The organism is Kitasatospora sp. NPDC098652 (assembly GCF_044760155.1).
Classification (GTDB): domain Bacteria; phylum Actinomycetota; class Actinomycetes; order Streptomycetales; family Streptomycetaceae; genus Kitasatospora.
Genome location: NZ_JBIWAQ010000033.1, coordinates 1 through 20,796 on the forward strand (window position 1 = coordinate 1; position 20,796 = coordinate 20,796).

Below are 20,796 nucleotides of genomic sequence, written 5' to 3' on the forward strand. Positions count from 1 at the left end.
GGAAGCTAAGCCTCACAGCGCCGATGGTACTGCAGGGGGGACCCTGTGGGAGAGTAGGACGCCGCCGAACAATCATTCAGAAAAGCCCCTGATCCCTACGGATCAGGGGCTTTTCGCATTTCCGTTGACGTATTGTCAGGGCATGGACGATCAGACAGCGGTCATTGCGAGCAACGTGCTCCGCCCCGAGCAGCGCGACGGCGCCCTGCGTGTTCTGGCGGAGGCCCAGGCGGTCGACGGCCGGGCCGCGGTCTCCGAGCAGGGCCGGCTGCGGTTGCGGAACGCCGAGACGCCCCGGCCGGGCGTCACCCACCTGATCCTCGACGAGACCGAGACCGAGACCGAGACCGAGACCGAGACCGGCACCAGCACCGGGAGCGCGACCGTGGTCGGCTACGGCCAGGTCGAGGTGCCGGAGGCCGCGACCGCGAACCCGTCCGCCGAGCTGGTGGTCGACCCGGCCGCCCGCGGCCGCGGCCTGGCCCGCCCGCTGGTGGACGCCGTCCTGGAGCAGGCCCACCTGGCCGGCCGGGACGCGGTGGACTTCTGGGTGCACGGCGGTCACCCGGCGGCCCGGCACCTGGCCGAGGCCTACGGCGCTGAGCTGGTCCGGGAGCTGCGGCAGATGCGCCGCAGCGGTCCGCAGACCGAGGCCGTGGCCGTGCCCGAGGGCATCGAGTTCCGCACCTTCCGCCCGGGCGAGGACGACGCCGAGTGGCTGCGGCTGAACGCCCTGGCCTTCGCCCACCACCCCGAGCAGGGCTCCTGGACGGAGCAGGACCTGGCGGAGCGGATCGCCGAGCCCTGGTTCGACCCGGCGGGCTTCTTCCTCGCGACCCGGGACGGCCAGGTCGTCGGCTTCCACTGGACCAAGGTGCACCCGGCCACCGCCACCGAGCCGGAGCTCGGCGAGGTGTACGTCGTCGGGGTGGACCCGGCCGAGCAGGGCAGCGGCCTCGGCCGCGCGCTGACCGCAGCCGGTCTGCGTCACCTGACCGGGTCAGGAGCCGGCGAGCGTGGACTGGAGACGGTCCTCCTCTACGTCGACGCCGACAACCCGGCCGCCGTCCGGGTCTACGAGCGACTGGGATTCACTGTCCACGAGGTGGACCTCATGTACCGCGCCCGGTACCAGGCGGTCCGGGCAGCCGACCGGTAGGCCGAGACGGAGCGGTCGAGGGCGGTCGTGGGCGGGGGCGGCGAGGCCCGCCGCCCCTTGCTCCGACCGACTCAGCTTTCCTCCTGGCCATGCGGTGTTTACCGTGGATTCAATTGCTGCCGCGAAGATCACAGGATGAAGTCCGTAGTGTCTCGCTCGTGCAGAGTCGACCGCCAATCCCCGGCCGGTCCTGTACGGACCGCGCCCGGTGGGTGGGCGCTGTCCCCGGGGGCGACCCGGGGCGAGGACGACGGCCCGCAGAGCCATTCGCGTCCGGACGCCGTCCTGCTGGAGGAGCTGGAACCCATGAGCATCCCCCGCCCCGTCCCTGCCCCGCTGGCGCCCACGGCGCGGATGTCCAGTGCGCTGGGCGTCCCGCCGGAGCTGCCGGCCACGGACGAGCAGGAGTTCGAAGCACTGCCGCAGGGCCGCTTCCTGGACCGTGAGCGGAGCTGGCTCGCGTTCAACGAACGCGTCCTGGAGCTGGCCGAGGACCCGGGGATCCCGCTGCTGGAGCGGGCGAAGTTCCTGGCGATCTTCGCGAGCAACCTGGACGAGTTCTTCATGGTCCGGGTCGCCGGCCTCAAGCGCCGGATCGCCACCGGCGTGGCCCAGCGCAGCGCGTCCGGCCTCCAGCCGCGCGAGGTGCTGGACCTGATCTGGACCCGCTCGCGCGAGCTGATGGCCCGTCACGCCGCCGCCTTCCAGCAGGAGGTGCTGCCGGACCTCGCCGCCGAGGGCATCGAGGTGGTCCGCTGGCCGGAGCTGGCCGAGAAGGAGCAGGCCCGGCTGCACACCCTGTTCCGGCAGCGGATCTTCCCGGTGCTGACCCCGCTGGCGGTCGACCCGGCGCACCCCTTCCCCTACATATCGGGGCTGTCGCTCAACCTCGCCGTGGTGGTCCGCAACCCGGTGTCCGGCCACAAGCACTTCGCCCGGGTGAAGGTGCCGCAGTCGCTGGCCCGGTTCCTGGAGGCCTCGCCCCAGCGGTACGTCCCGCTGGAGGACGTCATGGGCGCGCACCTGGAGGAGCTCTTCCCGGGGATGGAGGTGCTGGCCCACCACGCCTTCCGGGTCACTCGCAACGAGGACCTGGAGGTGGAGGAGGACGACACCGAGAACATCCTCAAGGCCCTGGAGAAGGAGCTGATGCGGCGGCGCTTCGGCCCGCCGGTCCGGCTGGAGGTCGAGGAGTCGATCGACCCCTACATCCTGGACCTGCTGGTGCGGGAGCTGAACATCACCGAGGCGGAGGTCTTCCCGCTGCCCGGTCCGCTGGACCTGACCGGCCTGTTCGGCATCGCCGAGCTGGACCGGCCGGAGCTCAAGTACCCGAAGTTCGTGGCCGGTACGGCCCGCGGGCTGACCGACGTCGAGTCCGCCTCGCAGCCGGACATCTTCGCCGCGATGCGCGAGCGCGACGTGCTGCTGCACCACCCGTACGACAGCTTCTCCACCTCGGTGCAGGCCTTCCTGGAGCAGGCCGCCGCCGACCCGGACGTGCTGGCGATCAAGCAGACCCTGTACCGCACCTCCGGCGACTCGCCGATCGTGGACGCGCTGATCGACGCCGCCGAGTCCGGCAAGCAGGTGCTGGTGCTGGTCGAGATCAAGGCGCGCTTCGACGAGCAGGCCAACATCAAGTGGGCGCGCAAGCTGGAGGAGGCCGGCTGTCACGTGGTCTACGGCCTGGTCGGGCTCAAGACCCACTGCAAGCTGTCGCTGGTGGTCCGCGAGGAGGGCGACACCCTGCGCCGCTACTCGCACGTCGGCACCGGCAACTACCACCCGAAGACCGCCCGGCTGTACGAGGACCTCGGCCTGCTCACCTCCGACCCGCAGGTCGGCGCGGACCTCTCGGACCTCTTCAACCGGCTGTCCGGCTACTCGCGCCGGGAGTCCTACCGCCGGCTGCTGACCGCCCCGCGCGGCCTGCGCGACGGGCTGGTCTCCCGGATCCACAACGAGATCGCCCACCACCGGGCCGGCCGGCCCGCGTACGTGAAGATCAAGGTCAACTCGATCGTCGACGAGGCCCTGATCGACGCGCTCTACCGGGCCTCGCAGGCCGGGGTGCCGGTGGACGTCTGGGTCCGCGGCATCTGCGCGGTCCGTCCGGGAGTGCCCGGGCTGAGCGAGAACATCCGGGTGCGCAGCATCCTGGGGCGCTTCCTGGAGCACTCCCGGATCTTCGTGTTCGGCAACAACGGCGATCCCGAAGTGTGGATCGGCAGCGCCGACATGATGCACCGCAACCTGGACCGCCGGATCGAGGCGCTGCTCAGGATCACCGATCCGGCGCACCGGGCCGAGCTGTCCGGGCTGATCGACCTCGGGGTGTCGGACGAGACCGAGTCCTGGCACCTGGGCCCGGACGGTGCCTGGGAACGCCGTTCGCAGGACGCCGAGGGCAAGCCGCTGCGGCACGTCCAGGACCTGCTCATCGACTCGCGCCAGCGCCGCCGGGCCGCCACCTCGCGCTGACGCGTCCACTGATGCGAGCCGCCGGAGCAGTCGGGGCCCCCGGGGCCCCGGGGGGAGCTGCTCCGGCGGTCGGCCACCAGCCCCGGGGAAGGGCCCCGGGGGAACGGGGATCTACCACGCCATGACCGAAGCGCCGATGACGGCCCAGGCGGCCTCCACAGCGACCGCCGGGGACATCCTTTCCCGCCAACTCACCGCCCAGGCCGGCGCGTTCCTGCGCGCCCTGCCGCTCGCGGTGGGCGAGGTCGGCGCCAGACCGGGGTCGGCCGCGGCCGTTCCGGCGAGCGGCACCGCCGACCTGCTGCGGGCCGTGCGGCGGATCGGCGGGCTGCTGCACACCTTCGGGGCCGTGTTCGAGCAGTCCTGGGCGCAGGAGTCGCGCACCGAACTGCGCTGGCTGCTCAACCTGTTGGCGCTGGAGCCCGGTTACGTCCGCCGCTCGGCCCGGCTGCTGGACGCGGTGGACTCGCTGAGCGGCACCGACCCGGAGGGGACGGGCATGCTGGCCGGGCACGCGGGCGCCCCCAAGGCGCGGGCGCTGCTGGACCGGCAGCTGACCCTGGCCCGGACCAGGGCGCACTCCACGGTGCTCCAGGAGCTCCGCTCGGCCCGGCTGCACGCGCTGGCGGACCGGATGACCCTGCTGGTCGGCGAGGCGCCGCTGCTGGAGGCGGCCGGGGGCCGGGCGTCGGCGGTGCTGCGGCCGCAGGCGGCGGCCGCGTTCACCGCGCTGGCGGTGAGCGCCCAGCAGCTGCCGCTCCAGCGGGCCGCGACCCCGTACGGCGGGGACGGACTGCGCCGACTGGGCGCGGTGCCGGCGGCGCGCGGGGTGGCGGACGCGGACGCCGCGCTGGCGGCCGACGACGCGCCCTGGTCGCGGCTGCGGATCCTGGTGAAGCGGGCCCGGTACGCGCTGGAGGTGTGCGGTCGGCCGTCCCCCGAGCTGGACGAGCTGGACGCGGTGCTGGCCCGGCACCAGGAGGCCGCGGACGCCGCGATGACCGCCGCGACCGCGGCGCGCACCCCGCGGATCACCCCCGCGACCGCCTATGTGCTGGGCGTGGTGCATGCTGATCAACGACTGGAGGTCGAGGCGGCGCGGTACGCCTTCGGCCGCCGGTGGCCCGAGCTCCCGCCGTCCCCGGACGGCTGGCTGGAGCTCCCCCCTGCCGAGGGCTGGGGGCATTCCCCCGCACCACGGACGGCTTGAATTGCACGATCGCCTGAGCACCGGCCGGGCAGCGGACCCGGCGGTGAACCCGCCGGCGTCTCCCGCAGTGCGCCCTGCGGTGAACCCCGCGGTGGGCCCGGCGGCGGCCGCACCGGTCCGCGGCCCGGTGATCATGGCGGCGGGCGCGGTGCTCTGGCTGCCCGGCCGGCCGAAGCCCAGCGGCCGACTGGGGCGGCCGCGGATCGCGGTGATCCACCGTCCGAAGTACGACGACTGGAGCCTGCCGAAGGGCAAGCTCGACCCGGGCGAGGGCGTGATCGAGGCGGCGCTGCGCGAGGTGCGGGAGGAGACCGGCTTCGACTGCCTGCTCGGCCCGGAGCTGCCGACCCAGCACTACCCGGCGCAGGGCCGCCCCAAGGAGGTCCGGTACTGGGCCGCGGTGCCGACCGCCGGGGCCTTCCGGCCGAACCGCGAGGTCGACCGCCTGGACTGGCTGCCGGCGGGCAAGGCCCGGGCACGGCTGACCCATGACCGCGACCGGTTGCTGATCGACGCGCTGCTGGTGATCCTGGGGGCGAAGCCCGTCCGGACGGGCGGGTCGGCGCCGGTGGAGGAGCGGCGGAGGTGATCTCCCCGCGCCCGCGCCGTGACGCAACCGTTACTACGTGACGTAGTTTCCTGTCATCCGTTCGAGGTTCACTTCCCGTTCACTTGTGACCGGCTGTCGTGTCACCTACCCGGCCTAACTTCGGGACTACCGGCGGGCCGAACGGGCCCCGGACCACAGCAAAACCCATGCTCAGCCGTACTCCTACGGCCTGCGCAGCGGGCAATGCCACAGAAAGGGACACCCCTGTGAAGCTCCAGCGGAACGGCCGCTCCAAGGCCCTCGCCATCGGTGCCATGGCGCTCGTCAGCTCGCTGTCGCTCGCCGCATGCGGGTCGGACAACAACAACACGGCGTCCAGCGGTTCCAGCGGCTCCTCCGCGGCCGGTGCCGCGATCAACTGTGGCAAGGCCGGCACGCTCCTGGGCGCCGGTTCGACCGCGCAGGCCCCGGCGATCGACGTGTGGAAGACCAACTTCGGCGCCGCCTGCTCCGGCACCACGATCAACTACAGCGGCGGCGGCTCCGGTGCCGGCGTCCAGCAGTTCACCCAGGGCAAGGTCGCCTTCGCCGGCACCGACTTCGCCCTCAAGCCGGCCGACGTCGACGCCTCCAAGGCCGTCTGCACCGGCGGCAAGGCGATCGACCTGCCGATGGTGGCCGGTCTGGTCTCGCTGGTCTACAACATCGAGGGCGTCGACAACCTGGTCCTGGACGGCCCGACCGCCGCCAAGATCTTCGACTCGCAGATCACCAAGTGGAACGACCCGGCCATCGTCGCCCTGAACCCGAGCGCCAAGCTGCCGGACGCCGAGATCCAGAGCTTCCACCGCTCGGACGACTCCGGCACCACCTTCAACCTGACCTCCTACTTCGCCAAGACCGGTGGCGGCGCCTGGACCGCCGAGCCGAGCAAGGCGTGGAAGGGCAAGCTCGGCCAGTCCGCGAACGGCAGCGCCGGCGTCGCGGCCCAGATCAAGCAGGTCAAGAACTCGATCGGCTACGCCGAGCTGTCCTACGCCCAGACCAACAACCTCAAGAGCGCCCAGATCGCCACCGGTGCCGCCAAGCCGGTCGAGGCGACCGCCGCCAACGCCGCGCTCACCATCGCCTCCTCCACGGTCACGGGCACCGACGGCGACCTCGCCCTCGCCCTGGACTACGGCACCAAGGCCGACAACGCCTACCCGATCGTCCTGGTGACCTACGAGATCGCCTGCGACAAGGGCAACAAGGCCGAGACGCTGGACACCCTCAAGTCCTTCCTGAACTACACCATCAGCGACGCCGCCCAGAAGTCGATCGGCGACAAGGGCTACGTCCCGATGCCGGCCGCGATCGGCGACAAGGTGAAGGCCGCGGTCGGCACCCTCGCCTGACCCGACAGAACCCCCGGTGGGACGGCCCCGTGAGCGAGGGGGGCCGGGGCCGTCCCGCCGGAACGCACCAACCCAGCACCAACGTCCGGGGCACCGCCGCCATGGTGCCGACCCCCTACCGGGGCGGCACCACCAGACCGGAGTAGACCAATGACTTCATCCTCCCCTGCCGCCCCGCGAGGCAGGGAAAGCCGACGGCGCGACAGCCGCGTCGGCGACAAGATCTTCATGAACCTCGCCCGCGGTGCGGGCGTCCTGCTGCTGGTCATCATGGCCGCGATCGCCGGCTTCCTGGCCTGGCGCTCGGTCTTGGCCCTCGGCAACAACCACGGCAACTTCCTCACCACCTTCGAGTGGACGCCGGACGCCCCGAAGCCGGTCTTCGGCATCGCCGTGCTGGCCTTCGGCACCATCGTCAGCGCCGTCATCGCGATGGCGATCGCCGTCCCGGTGGCCATCGGGATCGCGCTGTTCATCTCGCACTACGCGCCGCGCCGGATCGCCCAGCCGTTCGCCTACCTGGTCGACCTGCTCGCCGCCGTCCCCAGCATCGTCTACGGCCTCTGGGGCGCGCTGTTCCTCGTCCCGCACATGGACGGGCTGACCAGCTGGCTCAACCAGTACCTGGGCTGGACGTACATCTTCGACCAGACCAGGACCGGCACCCCGCGCAACCTGTTCACCGTCGGCATCCTGCTGGCGATCATGATCCTGCCGATCATCACCGCGGTCTCCCGCGAGGTGTTCCGCCAGGTGCCGCGGATGCACGAGGAGGCGGCGCTCGCCCTCGGCGCGACCCGCTGGGAGATGATCCGCACCGCGGTGCTGCCGTTCGGCCGCCCCGGCATCATCTCGGCCTCGATGCTCGGCCTCGGCCGGGCGCTCGGCGAGACCATCGCGGTCGCGGTGGTGCTCTCCGCCAACAGCATCCTGTCGCTGCACATCCTGGACGCCGGCGGCGGCACCTTCGCGCAGAACATCGCGCTGAAGTTCGCCGAGGCCGGCAACAACGGCCGCGACGCCCTGATGGCCTCCGGCCTCGTCCTGTTCGTGATCACCCTGCTGGTGAACGGTGCCGCGCGACTGATCATCGCCCGCCGCAAGGAGTACTCGGGGGCCAACGCATGACCACCGTCACCGTCCCCGAGGACGCCCGGCCGCAGGTCGGCCCGAAGCTCACCGCCAACCGGCTGCCCAAGTGGATGCCGCCCGTCGTCGCCGTCGGCGCGATCGCGGTCGGCTGCGGGATCGGCGCCGCCGCCGGCCTGGAGAGCCACCTCCAGTGGGGCCTGCTCTCCGCCCTGCTGTTCCTGGCCGGCAGCTACCTGATCTCGGCCCAGGTCGAGGGCCGCCGGCAGGCCAAGGACCGCTTCGCCACCTCGGTGGTCTGGGTCGCCTTCATCCTGGCCGTCGTCCCGCTGGCCTCGCTGACCATCTACACGATCCAGCAGGGCATCGGCGTGGTGAACGGGAACTTCCTGAGCCACTCGATGAAGGGCGTGATCCAGAGCGGCCCCGGCGGCGGCATCTACCACGCGCTGCTCGGCACCCTCCAGCAGGTCGGCCTGGCCACCCTGATGGCCGCCCCGCTCGGTCTGCTGACCGCCGTCTACCTGGTGGAGTACGGCCGCGGCCGGCTCGCCAAGGCGGTCACCTTCTTCGTCGACGTCATGACGGGCGTCCCGTCGATCGTCGCCGGTCTGTTCATCCTCTCGCTCTGGAACCTCGCCCTGGGGTTCAGCTACTCCGGCTTCTCGGGCAGCCTCGCGCTGGCGATCCTGATGATCCCGGTCGTGGTCCGGTCGACCGAGGAGATGCTCAAGCTCGTCCCGAACGAGCTGCGCGAGGCCTCGTACGCCCTGGGCGTGCCGAAGTGGAAGACCATCCTGCGGATCGTCATCCCCACCGCGATCGGCGGTATCACCACCGGTGTGATGCTCGCGGTCGCCCGCATCACGGGCGAGACCGCCCCGGTGATGATGCTGGTGTTCGGCGCCGACTACATCAACAGCAACCCGTTCGACGGACCGCAGCAGTCCCTGCCGATGTACATCTGGCAGCAGTACTCGGTGGTCAACAACGACTTCGGCTACGCCCGCGCCTGGGGCGCCGCGCTGGTGCTGATCGCCTTCGTGATGGGGCTCAACCTCATCGCCAGGGGCATCGCACGCTGGCGCTCGCCCAAGGCCGGACACTGAGCGACCGACTGACGTACGAAGACAGACGAGAGAAGCAAACGATCATGGCCAAGCGCATCGACGTCAGCGGACTGTCGGCCTACTACGGCACCACCAAGGCCATCGAGGACATCTCGATGAGCATCGAGCCCCGCTCGGTGACCGCCTTCATCGGCCCCTCCGGCTGCGGCAAGTCCACCTTCCTGCGCACCCTCAACCGGATGCACGAGGTGATCCCCGGCGCCCGGGTCGAGGGCAAGGTCCTCCTGGACGACGAGAACCTGTACGCCTCCAACGTCGACCCGGTCGCCGTGCGCCGCTCGATCGGCATGGTCTTCCAGCGCCCGAACCCGTTCCCGACCATGTCGATCTACGACAACGTGGTCGCCGGGCTCAAGCTCGCCGGCGTGAAGAAGAAGGCCGTCCTGGACGAGGTGGTGGAGCGCTCGTTGAAGGGCGCCAACCTCTGGAACGAGGTCCACACCCGGCTGAACAAGCCGGGCGCCGGCCTCTCCGGCGGTCAGCAGCAGCGCCTGTGCATCGCCCGCGCGATCGCGGTCGAGCCGCAGGTCCTGCTGATGGACGAGCCCTGCTCCGCGCTCGACCCGATCTCCACCCTCGCCATCGAGGACCTGATCGGCGAGCTGAAGTCGCAGTTCACCATCGTCATCGTGACCCACAACATGCAGCAGGCGGCCCGCGTCAGCGACCGCACCGCCTTCTTCAACCTGGCCGGCGTCGGCCAGCCGGGCAAGCTGATCGAGCTGGACGACACCCAGCGGATCTTCTCCAACCCGTCGGTGCAGGCGACCGAGGACTACATCTCCGGCCGCTTCGGCTAGACCGACCCCAGCTGTCCCGTGGTGCTGCATGGCGGTGCCGCCGCGGGACATGAAGAAGGGCCCGCCCCCGAGATGTGGGGGCGGGCCCTGCTTGTTGTTACTCGCCCGCTCGCTGGTACTCGCCCGCTCGCCTCCGGGGCGCTCGGACCCGGCGCCGACGGTGGGCGCTCCGGCGCTCAGGCCGTGGCCGTTCGGGGATCAGCCCCAGAAGAGGTGGACGAACCAGTACATCAGCGCTGCGACGACGGCGGCCGCCGGCATCGTGATGAACCAGCCGAGCACGATGTTCTTGGCGACGCCCCAGCGCACCGCGCGGATCCGCTTGGTGGCCCCCGCGCCCATGATCGCCGCGGTGATCACGTGGGTGGTGGAGATCGGCGCCTTGAAGACGAACGACGTGATGTACATGATCACCGAGGAGGTGGCCTCGGCCGCGAAGCCCTGCGGCGGGTCCAGCTCGATGATCTTGCGGCCGAGGGTCCGCATGATCCGCCAGCCGCCCGCGTAGGTGCCCAGCGAGAGCATGGTCGCGCAGGAGATCTTCACCCAGACCGGGATGTCACCGGTGGTCTGGTGGCCGGAGATGGTGAGCGCCATGACCACGATGCCCATGGTCTTCTGGGCGTCCTGCAGGCCGTGGGCCAGCGCCATCGCGGCGGCCGAGGCGGTCTGGGCGACCCGGAAGTTGCGCTTGGCCTTGTGCGGGTTGGCCCGGCGGAAGATCCACAGGATCGCCAGCATCACGATGAAGCCGCCGACCAGGCCGACCACCGGCGAGACGATCATCGGGACGACGATCTTGTCGATCACGCCGCTCCAGATCACCTCGGTGCCGCCGGCCAGGGCCGCACCCACCAGGCCGCCGAACAGCGCGTGCGAGGAGGAGGACGGCAGACCGAAGTACCAGGTGACCAGGTTCCAGGCGATCGCCCCGACCAGGGCCGCGAACAGGATCGCCATCCCCTGGTTGCCGTGGGGGGTCTCGATGATCCCCTTCGAGACGGTGTGCGCCACCCCGCTGCCCAGGAAGGCACCGGCCAGGTTCATCACGGCGGCCATCGCGAGCGCGGCCTTCGGGGTCAGCGCCCGGGTGGAGACCGACGTGGCGATCGCGTTCGCCGAGTCGTGGAAGCCGTTGGTGTACGTGAAGAAGAACGCAACGCCGATGACGGCGATGAGTGCAGCCATGTCCACGAGGGTCAGGACTCCTTGACGGCGATGGTCTCCACCGTGTTGGCGACGTGCTCGAACGCGTCCGCCGCCTCCTCAAGGACGTCCACGACCTGCTTGAGCTTGAGGACCTCGATGGCGTCGTACTGACCGGAGAACAGGTGGGCGAGCAGCTTGCGGTGGATCTGGTCGGCCTGGTTCTCCAGCCGGTTGACCTCGATCCAGTACTCGGTCAGGTTCGACATGCTGCGCAGGTTCGGCATCGCCTCGGCGGTGAGCTCCGCGGCGCGCGCCAGCACCTCGATCTGCTGCTCGATGCCCTTCGGCAGGGTCTGGATGTCGTAGAGGACGACCAGGTCGACGGCCTCCTCCATGAAGTCCATGATGTCGTCCAGCGACGAGGCGAGGCTGTAGATGTCCTCGCGGTCGAAGGGCGTGATGAAGGAGGAGTTCAGCTGGTGGAAGACGGCATGGGTGGTGTCGTCCCCGGCGTGCTCGGCGGCGCGCATGCGCTCGACGATCTCCGCGCGGGCCGACACGTCTGATCCCAGCAGTTCCAGCAGGAGCTTCGATCCGACGACCAGGTTCTCCGCGGCGGCGGCGAACATGTCGTAGAAACTCGTCTCCTTCGGGGTCAGGCTAAAACGCACGGAATTCTCCGATGTGCGGGGTACGGACTGAACGATGCTAGGTGCAACCGAGCGCGATCGCGCAAACGGGGTGGTGACCGGGGAGGCGGAACCTCCCCTTCCGTTCGGCTGCCGCACCGGCTGTCCCGGACCGCACCGCCAGGTGCGGACGCAAGGACTCAGTCTGACGGAACCTCGACGCGTTTGCCCCGTCCCGCGTGCGGAAGACCGGGGCGCCGCTCAGACGGGTTAACCCCGCCGCGACCCCCACCAGGCCGTTCGGCACATGCCGGGTGGGCCGTCGGAACACCACGCGGGGCCCCGGTGTTGGACACTGGAGGCCGACGCAGCCACCAGGCACTCAGACGAAGGCGGGCCGATGACCACGACGCAAGCGCGCACCGAGCCGGACCACGCGCCCGGGACCGGGCCCGGGGCCGCCACCCCCGCCGCCGCGGGCCACGGCGGACACGGCCCGCACGGCTACAGCGCGCAGAAGGACGCCCACCTCAAGCGGCTGCGCCGGATCGAGGGCCAGATCCGCGGCCTCCAGCGGATGGTGGACGAGGACGTCTACTGCATCGACGTGCTCACCCAGGTCTCGGCCAGCACCAAGGCCCTGCAGTCCTTCGCGCTCTCCCTGCTGGAGGAGCACCTGCGGCACTGCGTCGCCGCGGCCGCCGAGCAGGGCGGCGTCGAGCTGGACGCCAAGGTGGCGGAGGCCACGGCCGCGATCGGCCGACTGCTGCGCAGCTGACCCCCGGGGCCGTCAGTCGGCGCCGTCGGCCGGGGCCGTCAGCCCTCGCCCTCCCGCTCGGCCCGGGCCGGGTCCACCCGGTCCAGCAGCACCTCGTCGATCCGCTCGGTCGGCAGCCGGTCACCGGCGCTGGCCGTCGCGGCGATCATCAGCTCGCCGGCCAGCTCGATCTCGTCGAGGGCCGCGTCGTCGTGGCCGCCGCTGCGGCCGCCCGTGGACGACACCACCTGCACCACCCCTTCAGTGCCTCGCCAGCCCGGGCGGCAGCCACCCGACGTCCAGCCTAGGCACTCCGGGGCCCGTCCACATGGCACGGACGGGCCATCTCGGCGCCGCCGAAACGGGTGGCCGTCGCTCCCCGGACGGCCACCCGCCGCGGCGGCGCCCCGTTCCGCCCCGGCGCCGGGGCGCTACTTCGGGCTCTCCGTCGGCTTCATCTGGTAGATGTCCGAGGCCGGCGGCTCGGCCGCCTCGACCGGCTTGCCGAAGTCCGAGAGGGCGGTGGTCGAGGTGACCTTCACCTGGTCCTTGGCCTCCTTCGAACCGGCCACCCCGGCGAAGGTGAACACCTCCACCACCTTGTGCAGCCGCCCCTGGTCGTCCAGCCAGGCGTCGTACGGGACCTCCTTGACGGTGAAGGTCTGCCCGCCCATCCGCAGGCCGTCCCCGCCCCGGCCGCCGGTGGCGTCGGCCGCCTTGGCCAGGTCCAGGGTGCCGCGGTAGTGGTGCAGCGGGGTGCCGTCCACCGTCTCGGTGCCGACCAGGTCGGCCTTCTGCACCCCGCGCAGCGCCCCCGCCGCCGTGGCCGGGTCGGTGGCGCCGCTGCTGACCAGGTTGCCGTCCGGCAGCTGGCGCACGTCCAGCTTCACCCACTTGCCCTCGGGCACCTTGGCACCGCTGTTCTGCAGGTAGACGGTGCCCGGCAGGACCACCTCGACGATCTTCCCCGTGGTCGCCGCCCCCGGCGGCACCTGGACCTCCAGCCGGCCGATCCGCTTCACGTAGTCGTAGCCACCGGTGCCGGAGAAGGACGCCTTCTTGTCCGCGGACTCCGTGACCAGCTCGGTGGCCGCGTGCGTGGAACCGGTGCGCCCGGTGATGTCCGCCGCGTTGCGCACCGCCGTCACCGGGTCAGTGGCCAGCTGGTCGGGCGCGTTCGACTGCTGGTCGGAGGAGCCGCCACCGGAGTGGGCCGAGCACCCGGCCGCCCCCGCGGCCAGCGCGGCGGCGAGCACGGCGGCGCCGGCCGCCGAGCGCAGGCGCGGCCCCGGACGGCGCGCCGGCCGCCCGGTTCGCTGCTGGTCGGTCATCTTCATCCTCGCGACAACCCCCTCGGGACCGACTGCCCCGCCGACTGCGGCACCGGCTGGGGTGCCGGGAGGGCAGAGCTCTTTCCGGGCAAACGAGTTGGATCGCGAAGGGTTACGGGTCCGGCGGGAACCGGCGGGTGTCGCGTGCCGGTCGCCCGGCGCGTTACGGTGAATCCCGTGCACAGTGAGCTGCCGGTCGCCCCCGGCACCACCCCGATGCCCGAGCACCGCGTCGCGCTCAGGGAACGCGGTTCCTTCGCCTTCGCGACCTGCAGCTGCGGCTGGTACTCCGCCGCCCGCCGCTCCCGGGACCTCGCCCGCCGCGAGGGGGCCGACCACCTCGCCGAGTACGGAGCCGACGCGTCGGCCTAGGGCGTGTCTGACAATTCCCGCCGGGCGCGCGACGCCGGGGCACGCACCTCGCCGCGTTGTCGTCAGTCGCCGATGCTCCGCATGGACTCCCTCCTCCGCCTTGCGATGCACGCACCCCAACGCCGCGCGCTGATCCGACGCGAATTGTCAGACACGCCCTACTGGCGCCCGGACCGACCCTTCGGTGCGTTCGGTGCGTGTTCGGTGCGGTGGGCCGCCCCCGGGCCTCAGGCCGCGAGGTCGGACTCCGGCGGCCGCTCCTCCCGGCGCGCCGCTCCCCGTCCGCTTCGGCGGCCGCGCCGCTCGGCGCCCCGGCCGGCGGCGGCGCCGCGCTCCGGTGCCCGGACCAGCGGGGCCACCGCCGTCCGGGTCAGCGCGTGGCAGAACGGGACCAGCACCGCCATCGCGATCGGCGCCAGCAGCAGCACCACGGCGACCGCCAGCGCGAAGCCGCCGATCACGTCCGTCGGGTAGTGGACGCCCATGAACATCCGGCAGAAGCCCTGGAGCAGGGCCAGGCCCCCGGCGATCCAGCCCAGCCTCCGGTTCACCAGGAACAGCGCCACCGCCACGGCCATCGTCATGGTCGAGTGGTCGCTGACGAAGGAGTGGGTGCCGGCCTTGCCGTCCACCAGCACCAGCAGCCCCGGGTGGTCGACGAAGGGCCGGGGCCGGTCCACGATCGCGGCGATCGGCAGGTTGGCCAGCTCGGCGACGGCCACCGAGAGCGGCACCCAGAGCAGCCCGGCGATCGCCACCGGCGCGTCCGGCCGGCGTCTGGCCTGCAGCCAGCCCACCAGCCCGAGCAGCGCGAGGCCGATCAGGATGCCGTACTCGCCGATCCACGACACCGCGTGGTCGAGCCACTGCGGGGAGCGCTTGGCCAGGCCGTTGACGGCGTAGAGCAGACCGAGGTCGGGGTTGGTCGTGTCGGCAAGCGGCGTCGACACGCCGCACCTCCTTCTGGTCCGCTGCACCTGTTCGATCCCGCCGGGGCCCGCCCGGCGCGCGAAGCTGACGAGGGGCCACCGGACCCAACGTCACCGCCGGGACCCAGCGTTCCACGGAAACGCGCGGTTATGGAAACTTGACTCAGCGTCCACAGGCCGCACACAGATCGGTGGACGACTCAGCCGGTCCCACCGGTTCCGGCGGCCCCGTTGACCCGCCCCGCGGCCGTCGGGGCGGGCGGGGCGGCGGCCGCGGGCCGGCTTCCGGGGGCGGTCGGGGTCGGCGCCGTCGTGCCCGGGCGGCTCGGGGCGTTGACCGCGCCGTTGCCGCCGCCACCGCGCGTCGGCAGCGCCTGGGCGCCGTCCGAGGTGACCCGGGTCGCCCCGATGTACTCCCTGGTGTCGATCTTGTCGTAGCGGATCACCGCCCCGGTGTGCGGCGCGTTGAGCATGTAGCCGCCGCCGACGTAGATCCCCACGTGGTGGATGGTGCGCGGGTCGCCCAGGTCCGTCGCGAAGAACACCAGGTCCCCCGGCCGCAACTGATCGCGCGACGGGTGCGGACCGGCGTACCACTGGTCGTTGGCCACCCGGGGGAGCTCGATCCCCACGGTCTCGAACGCGGCCTTGGTCAGCCCGGAACAGTCGAACTGCCCGTTCTGCGAGGCCAGCCCCTCGCCGCCCCACAGGTACGGCGTGCCGAGCTTGGTCTGCGCGAAGTAGATCGCGGCGGCCGACTGCGCGGACACCTCCACCGGCGCGGTCGGTGCCGCGAAGCTCCGGGCCATCGCCTGAATGTTCCGCACGTACCCCTGGGTCTCCCGGTACGGCGGGATGCCCCGGTTCGTCGTCACCGCGTACGGGCCGGCGTTGTAGGCGGCCAGCATGTTGGCCTGCGGATCGCCCGGCACACCGGCCACGTCCTTGGCGAGCGCGCAGTCGTAGACCGCCGCGGTGGCGATCGCGTCGTACGGGTTCCAGACGTCCTTCCTGCCGTCCCCGTCGCCGTCCGTGGCGTACATCGGCCAGGTGCCCGGCATGAACTGCGCCATTCCCTGTGCCCCGACGCCGGATTGGGCCTTGGGGTCGAAACCGCTTTCCTGGTACAGCTGCGCCGCGAGCATCGGCGGGGAGATCTCCGAGCAGAGCGAGCCCCACTTCTGGATCGCGTCCTGGTAGGCCGCCGGAACGGTGCCGGGGGAGAGGGCGGAACGATTCGCCGCCAGCTGTGGTGTCCCACCCGCCGCATACGTCCCCATCGTCACCAGACCGAGGAACCCGAACGCGACAACTCCCGCCGCAGCGGCGGCCGTACCGGCCTTCCGGAGTACCATCAGCACCATCCCGACGAATCGTCAGTCGAAGTGTCCCGGAAGGCGTTGCTCACCGCAATCATCAGAGATACAAAGAGTGAGCGCTATCCTTCGTACGGTGGACATCCTCGCGTACGTGTCCGATGCCTCACGACCAATCCGCGAGAAGTAGCCAAGTCGACATCAGATCTGGCCAAGAATAGGCACCGACCCTTCGCGCGGGCGGGGTCCGGGCCCTTGAATTTGCCTGATCGGGCGGTGAGATGGAAATGAACGTGAGCAGCGTGCACACCTATGCGGTCGGCCACCTGGCCGAGGACCCTCCCAAGAAGCCGAACATCGACACCATCATCGGCGGGATCGCCCCCGACTGGGGCCCCTTCGCCAGCCTCGGGTCGGAGGCCCGGGTGATGGTCGAGGTCATCATGGCCGTCGCCATCCTCGTCTGCCTCGGCATCGCGGTGTGGGGTGCGGCCAAACAGCGGATCGGCGCGACCGCGATGCGGGACAGCTTCGGCGCCGAACAGGGCAAGGGGCTGATCATCGCCGGGCTGACCGGCGTGTTCATCATTGGATCACTCGGCACTCTGTTCACCATTGTCTACGGCATGGCTATCTGACGATCGGACAGCAGTGACCCGGCCCGCCTGAGGACAGGTTCCCGCCCGGACCTCCCCAGCGGGCCGACCCGCCAGGAGTCCACCCCCGTTCCCACCCCCCGTCCGCGCCCGCCCTCGGACGGAGGGCCCCCGGAGCCGCCCGGCTCCCCGCACCAGGAGGGCCGCCGTGCCGTTGTCCGACGACCAGCCGCACACCCGTACGCGGCTGCCGGTCGACGAACAGCCCTCCGCACCGCCGACCTCCCGTCAGTCCAGGCCGCTGCGCACCCTGCTGACCGTGCTCGTCGTCGTCACCCTGCTCGTCGTCGCCATCTCCATCGCCAACCGCGGCAAACCGGGCTCCGGCAGCGGCGGCAGCTCCGCCGACCGGGCGGCCCCCAGCGCCGGCTCCGGCGCCGGCCCCGCGCCCAGCGGCGACCAGCCCGTCGGCACCACCGTCAACGGCATCGCCTCCGGCTACCCGCACAGCGACCAGGGCGCCCAGTCCGCTGCCGCCAACTACGCGGTGGCGATCGGCTCCGCGGACATGTTCCGCGCCGACAGCCGCCACACCATCGTCGCCACTATCGCCGACCCGGGCTCCGCCGCGGCCCTGCAGAGCCGGCTGGACCAGGGCTTCGGCGGCGACACCGTCGCCCGCTACGGCCTCGATGCCCAGGGCCGCGCGCCCAAGGGCCTCACCTTCGTCAGCCGCACCGTCCCCGTCGGTACCAAGTCGACGGCCTATGCCGACCAGGACGCCAAGGTCGAGGTGTGGTGCACCGGCCTCACCGGCCTCGCCGGCGAACGCTCCGTCCAACCGGTGACCGCCAACTGGTTCACCCTCGCGCTCTCGCTCCACTGGACGGGGAGCGACTGGAAGCTGACCGACTTCACCAGCAGGCAGGGCCCCGCGCCGATGCCCGGAGACCAGCAGGCCGCCACCGCCGAGGAGATCTCCGGCGCCGTCCAGCAGTTCGGGGGGTTCCGCTATGCCCGTTGACCAGAGCACGCGCCGAACGACCGCACGTCGTACGACCGCACGCAGAGCGGGGACGCTGGCCGGCGTCCTCGCTGCCGTGCAGTTGACGGCGATGCTGGCGGCCCAGCGGGTGTTCGCCGAGCCGTCGCCGTCGCCGACACCAACCGGGACGCAGAACCCCAACTGCCCCGATCTGCCGATCTCCGGGAGCGGCATCCTCTGCGTGGACAAGCCCGGCGCCCTCCCCGGCGGCGGCGCCGTCAACAACGTGACCGATCCGCTCGGGTCGCTCGCCAAGGGGTGTGCCCAGGCGGCGGCGTGGGTGGTGCGGAACCTGTCGGGGGCGATCGACGGGACGACGTCGGTGGACTTCACCAACCAGTCGTTCCTGCAGCAGTACGCCGTGGTGTTCGCCGTGTCGACGGTGATCACGCTGGTGCTGTGGCTGCTGGCGGTGACCAAGCGGGCGGTGCGCGGGGCGCCGTTGACGACGGCGATCTCGGAGGCGGTCGGCTTCCTGTGGCTGACGGTGGTGGCCTCCGCGTTCACGCCGTTGATCCTGTTCACCGTGGTGAGCGTGACGGACGGGCTGACGAAGGCGATCGCGGTCGGGACGAAGTCGGACACCGGGACGTACCTGGGCGGGTTCGCCGACACCCTGGAGAAGGGGAACGTCGGCGGCGGCCCGCTGATCCTGGTGCTGGTGTCGCTGGTCGCGGTGCTGGCGGCGGCGGTGCTCTGGATCGAGCTGGTGATCCGGGCGGCGATGCTCTACGTGGGGGCGCTGCTGGGGACGGCGGTGTACGCGGGGCTGGTGGACCGGCAGTTGTGGAAGCACGTCCGCCGGTGGGCCGGGATGATGCTGGCGGTGGACCTGGCGAAGCCGATCATCGTGATCATCCTGGGTCTGGCGGGCGCGGTGGCGACCGGCGCCGGGGCCAACGACGACTTCGCCCGGGTGCTGTCCGGGCTGGCGATCCTGTTCCTGTCGATCTTCGCGAGCGCCGCGGTGTACCGCTTCGTCCCGACCTTCGGTGACGAGATGCTGAACATGCGCCGGGCCCGGGCCAGCGCGGTGCAGGCCGGTTCGGCGATGATCAACGGGACGGCGAACCTGATGAAGCAGGGCATCTCCACCCACGGCGACCGCGGTCCGCAGGCGGCCGGGGGCGGCGGGGGCGCGGGCGGCGGCTCGGTCGCGCCCGGCATCGCCGCGCACGCCGGCCGGACGCCGGCCCCGCCGCCGCAGGCCGGGCCGCCGCCGCAGGCCTCGGTTCCGAACCGCGACAGCAATCCAGCGAAGGGAGGGTGACGGGAAGTGAGCAGCGAACCGCTCGGCCAGTACGGGGCCCAGTACGCCCAGCCGTACGTGCACCAGCGCCGCACCTACCTGATCGGCAAGGCCCGCCCGAACGCGGTGATCGGCCGCAACCGGGAGTCCGGGGAGATCCTGCTGATCATCTTCGGGGCGTTCCTCGGGATGCTCTGGGGTCTGCTGATGCCCGTCCTGGCGCTGCGGATCGCCGGTCTGATCGGCCTGCCGCTGCTGGCCATCGCGGCGGTCTACGTGCCGTACCGCAAGCGGACGTTCTACCGGTGGGTGGAGATCAACCGCACCTACCGGCGGACGGTCCGCAGCGGGCGCGGGCTGTGGCGTTCGGACGCGATGGACGCGGGCACCCGGATGGACGGCCGGGAGGTGGAGATCGGTCCGCCGCCCGGGGTGGGGCGGCTGCGCTGGCTGACCGCGCCGTTCGGGCCGGACGAGGTCGGGGTGCTGATGCACCTGGAGCGGCGGACGGTGACGGCCGCGATCGAGATCGAGGGCCCGGGCGTCGGGCTGCGCGACTCGGAGGACCAGGAGGCGCTGGTCGACCGCTTCGGCACACTGTTGAAGCACGTCGCCAACGGGGACGGCTTCGTGACCCGGCTGCAGATCCTGGCCCGTACTCTGCCCGCCGACCCGGACGCCCATGCCAAGGACGTCGAGCGCCGCGGTGACCACGACGCGCCGCGCTGGCTGCAGGACTCGTACGACCAGTTGCAGTCGATGGTGTCGACCTCCTCGGAGCAGCACCGGGCGTACCTGGTGGCGTGCATGCACTACACCCGGGACCTGGCCGCCGAGGCGCACGCGATGGGCCGCACCGCGACCGGCGGGCGGGCCCGGGACGACGACGGGCTGGCGGCCGTGATGGCCCGCGAGCTGACCGACATCTGCGCCCGGCTGGCCGAGGCGGACATCCGGGTGCGCCAGCCGCTGGGCCAGGCCCGGCTGTCCTCGCTGCTGCACTCGATGTACGACCCGGACCACCCGATCGACCACATCCAGGCGATGTCCCGGCGCAACGCCTGGCCGGCCGAGCTGGACGCGACCCACCCGCAGTACCTGACGGCGAAGACCAGGGAGTCGGCGACCCGGGAGCCGTGGTGCCACGCCACCGCCTGGATCAAGGAGTGGCCGCTCACCCCGGTGGGCGTCAACTTCCTGGCGCCGCTGCTGGTGCACACCCCGGACGTGATCCGGACGGTGGCGGTGACGATGGACCTGGAACCCACCGACGTCGCGATCGAGCGGATGCTGACCGAGAAGACCAACGACGAGGCGGAGGCCAGTCGTGCGGCCAAGATGAACCGCACGGTCGACCCGCGCGACCTGGCCCACACCGGCCGGGTGGACCAGCGCGGTGACGACCTGGCCTCCGGCGCGGCCGGGGTGAACCTGGTCGGCTACATCACGGTCTCCTCGCGCAACCCCGAGGCGCTGGCCCGCGACAAGCGGACCATCCGGGCCTCGGCCGGCAAGAGCTACCTCAAGCTGGAGTGGTGCGACCGCGAGCACCACCGGGCCTTCGTCAACACCCTGCCGTTCGCCACCGGCATCCGCCGCTGACC

Annotated in this window: 20 protein-coding genes; 14 read left to right on the forward strand and 6 right to left on the reverse strand. The window is 71.6% G+C overall.

Annotation, left to right across the window (positions count from 1 at the left end):
* The first annotated feature begins 142 nt into the window (after nt 1-142).
* The 8 genes from mshD to pstB all read left to right on the forward strand — a co-directional run bounded on the left by mshD (nt 143) and on the right by pstB (nt 9,819).
* A complete protein-coding gene (mshD, locus tag ACIQWA_RS37740; RefSeq protein WP_402490869.1) occupies nt 143-1,159 on the forward strand; it encodes a mycothiol synthase in 1,017 nt (338 codons plus the stop codon).
* 306 nt (nt 1,160-1,465) lie between these two features.
* Entirely contained in the window at nt 1,466-3,643 is a 2,178-nt protein-coding gene (locus tag ACIQWA_RS37745) for an RNA degradosome polyphosphate kinase (protein WP_360241613.1), read from the forward strand.
* 121 nt (nt 3,644-3,764) lie between these two features.
* Nucleotides 3,765-4,853: a CHAD domain-containing protein gene (locus ACIQWA_RS37750; protein ID WP_402490872.1), complete on the forward strand. Its 1,089-nt coding sequence runs from the start codon at nt 3,765-3,767 to the stop codon at nt 4,851-4,853.
* A gap of 133 nt (nt 4,854-4,986) precedes the next feature.
* Entirely contained in the window at nt 4,987-5,442 is a 456-nt protein-coding gene (locus ACIQWA_RS37755; protein WP_402490962.1) for an NUDIX hydrolase, read from the forward strand.
* Between the two features lie 227 nt (nt 5,443-5,669).
* On the forward strand, nt 5,670-6,800 hold the full coding sequence (gene pstS / locus ACIQWA_RS37760) for a phosphate ABC transporter substrate-binding protein PstS (RefSeq protein ID WP_402490875.1): 1,131 nt from the start codon (nt 5,670-5,672) through the stop codon (nt 6,798-6,800).
* A gap of 150 nt (nt 6,801-6,950) precedes the next feature.
* Nucleotides 6,951-7,928: a phosphate ABC transporter permease subunit PstC gene (gene pstC / locus ACIQWA_RS37765; protein WP_360241604.1), complete on the forward strand. Its 978-nt coding sequence runs from the start codon at nt 6,951-6,953 to the stop codon at nt 7,926-7,928.
* On the forward strand, nt 7,925-8,998 hold the full coding sequence (pstA, locus tag ACIQWA_RS37770; RefSeq protein ID WP_402490878.1) for a phosphate ABC transporter permease PstA: 1,074 nt from the start codon (nt 7,925-7,927) through the stop codon (nt 8,996-8,998). Before pstC ends, pstA begins: the two co-directional genes overlap by 4 nt.
* A gap of 44 nt (nt 8,999-9,042) precedes the next feature.
* Nucleotides 9,043-9,819 carry a phosphate ABC transporter ATP-binding protein PstB gene (gene pstB, locus ACIQWA_RS37775; protein WP_350517196.1) on the forward strand — a complete coding sequence of 259 codons (777 nt, stop codon included), beginning with the start codon at nt 9,043-9,045 and terminating at the stop codon, nt 9,817-9,819.
* A 198-nt stretch (nt 9,820-10,017) separates the two neighbouring features.
* On the opposite strand, the gene ACIQWA_RS37780 is transcribed toward pstB, so the two are convergent.
* Together ACIQWA_RS37780 and ACIQWA_RS37785 are read right to left on the reverse strand one after the other, a co-directional pair.
* Nucleotides 10,018-11,013: an inorganic phosphate transporter gene (locus ACIQWA_RS37780; RefSeq protein WP_360241595.1), complete on the reverse strand. Its 996-nt coding sequence runs from the start codon at nt 11,011-11,013 to the stop codon at nt 10,018-10,020.
* Between the two features lie 5 nt (nt 11,014-11,018).
* The gene (locus ACIQWA_RS37785; RefSeq protein WP_030059626.1) at nt 11,019-11,639 is read right to left on the reverse strand and encodes a DUF47 domain-containing protein; all 621 of its coding nucleotides are present in this window, start codon (nt 11,637-11,639) and stop codon (nt 11,019-11,021) included.
* Between the two features lie 358 nt (nt 11,640-11,997).
* Between ACIQWA_RS37785 and ACIQWA_RS37790 the strand changes: the two genes are divergently transcribed.
* A complete protein-coding gene (locus tag ACIQWA_RS37790) occupies nt 11,998-12,375 on the forward strand; it encodes a metal-sensitive transcriptional regulator (RefSeq protein ID WP_360241592.1) in 378 nt (125 codons plus the stop codon).
* Between the two features lie 38 nt (nt 12,376-12,413).
* Here ACIQWA_RS37790 and ACIQWA_RS37795 read toward each other — a convergent pair whose 3' ends face one another.
* Both ACIQWA_RS37795 and ACIQWA_RS37800 read right to left on the reverse strand, forming a co-directional pair.
* Nucleotides 12,414-12,602, reverse strand: a complete 189-nt coding sequence (locus tag ACIQWA_RS37795) for a hypothetical protein (RefSeq protein WP_402490884.1) — start codon at nt 12,600-12,602, stop codon at nt 12,414-12,416.
* Between the two features lie 183 nt (nt 12,603-12,785).
* Nucleotides 12,786-13,685, reverse strand: coding sequence for a hypothetical protein (locus ACIQWA_RS37800; protein WP_402490886.1), 900 nt, complete (start codon nt 13,683-13,685; stop codon nt 12,786-12,788).
* 177 nt (nt 13,686-13,862) lie between these two features.
* Here ACIQWA_RS37800 and ACIQWA_RS37805 point away from each other — a divergent pair, with 177 nt between their 5' ends.
* Nucleotides 13,863-14,057, forward strand: coding sequence for a hypothetical protein (locus tag ACIQWA_RS37805; RefSeq protein WP_402490889.1), 195 nt, complete (start codon nt 13,863-13,865; stop codon nt 14,055-14,057).
* A 227-nt stretch (nt 14,058-14,284) separates the two neighbouring features.
* Here the strand turns inward: ACIQWA_RS37805 and ACIQWA_RS37810 are convergent, their stop codons facing one another.
* Nucleotides 14,285-15,007, reverse strand: a complete 723-nt coding sequence (locus ACIQWA_RS37810; protein WP_360241583.1) for a phosphatase PAP2 family protein — start codon at nt 15,005-15,007, stop codon at nt 14,285-14,287.
* A 179-nt stretch (nt 15,008-15,186) separates the two neighbouring features.
* Nucleotides 15,187-16,341, reverse strand: coding sequence for an NlpC/P60 family protein (locus ACIQWA_RS37815; protein ID WP_402490892.1), 1,155 nt, complete (start codon nt 16,339-16,341; stop codon nt 15,187-15,189).
* A gap of 248 nt (nt 16,342-16,589) precedes the next feature.
* On the opposite strand from ACIQWA_RS37815, the gene ACIQWA_RS37820 reads away from it, so the two are divergent.
* From ACIQWA_RS37820 to ACIQWA_RS37835, 4 genes are all read left to right on the forward strand, one after another.
* Nucleotides 16,590-16,940: a hypothetical protein gene (locus ACIQWA_RS37820; RefSeq protein WP_360241577.1), complete on the forward strand. Its 351-nt coding sequence runs from the start codon at nt 16,590-16,592 to the stop codon at nt 16,938-16,940.
* Nucleotides 16,941-17,106: 166 nt separating this feature from the next.
* The gene (locus ACIQWA_RS37825) at nt 17,107-17,922 is read left to right on the forward strand and encodes a hypothetical protein (protein ID WP_402490896.1); all 816 of its coding nucleotides are present in this window, start codon (nt 17,107-17,109) and stop codon (nt 17,920-17,922) included.
* Between the two features lie 76 nt (nt 17,923-17,998).
* Nucleotides 17,999-19,213, forward strand: coding sequence for a hypothetical protein (locus tag ACIQWA_RS37830; RefSeq protein ID WP_402490898.1), 1,215 nt, complete (start codon nt 17,999-18,001; stop codon nt 19,211-19,213).
* Between the two features lie 6 nt (nt 19,214-19,219).
* Nucleotides 19,220-20,794: an SCO6880 family protein gene (locus ACIQWA_RS37835; protein WP_402490901.1), complete on the forward strand. Its 1,575-nt coding sequence runs from the start codon at nt 19,220-19,222 to the stop codon at nt 20,792-20,794.
* Nucleotides 20,795-20,796: the final 2 nt, after the last annotated feature.

Excerpts from the sequence above, each read along its gene's own strand:
- mshD (WP_402490869.1), top strand. The coding sequence starts at position 143 with ATGGACGATCAGACAGCGGTCATTGCGAGCAACGTGCTCCGCCCCGAG.
- ACIQWA_RS37750 (WP_402490872.1), top strand. The coding sequence starts at position 3,765 with ATGACCGAAGCGCCGATGACGGCCCAGGCGGCCTCCACAGCGACCGCC.
- ACIQWA_RS37820 (WP_360241577.1), top strand. The coding sequence starts at position 16,590 with ATGAACGTGAGCAGCGTGCACACCTATGCGGTCGGCCACCTGGCCGAG.
- ACIQWA_RS37755 (WP_402490962.1), top strand. The coding sequence starts at position 4,987 with ATGGCGGCGGGCGCGGTGCTCTGGCTGCCCGGCCGGCCGAAGCCCAGC.
- ACIQWA_RS37745 (WP_360241613.1), top strand. The coding sequence starts at position 1,466 with ATGAGCATCCCCCGCCCCGTCCCTGCCCCGCTGGCGCCCACGGCGCGG.
- ACIQWA_RS37790 (WP_360241592.1), top strand. The coding sequence starts at position 11,998 with ATGACCACGACGCAAGCGCGCACCGAGCCGGACCACGCGCCCGGGACC.
- pstC (WP_360241604.1), top strand. The coding sequence starts at position 6,951 with ATGACTTCATCCTCCCCTGCCGCCCCGCGAGGCAGGGAAAGCCGACGG.
- ACIQWA_RS37800 (WP_402490886.1), bottom strand. The coding sequence starts at position 13,685 with ATGACCGACCAGCAGCGAACCGGGCGGCCGGCGCGCCGTCCGGGGCCG.
- pstA (WP_402490878.1), top strand. The coding sequence starts at position 7,925 with ATGACCACCGTCACCGTCCCCGAGGACGCCCGGCCGCAGGTCGGCCCG.
- ACIQWA_RS37815 (WP_402490892.1), bottom strand. The coding sequence starts at position 16,341 with ATGGTACTCCGGAAGGCCGGTACGGCCGCCGCTGCGGCGGGAGTTGTC.
- pstB (WP_350517196.1), top strand. The coding sequence starts at position 9,043 with ATGGCCAAGCGCATCGACGTCAGCGGACTGTCGGCCTACTACGGCACC.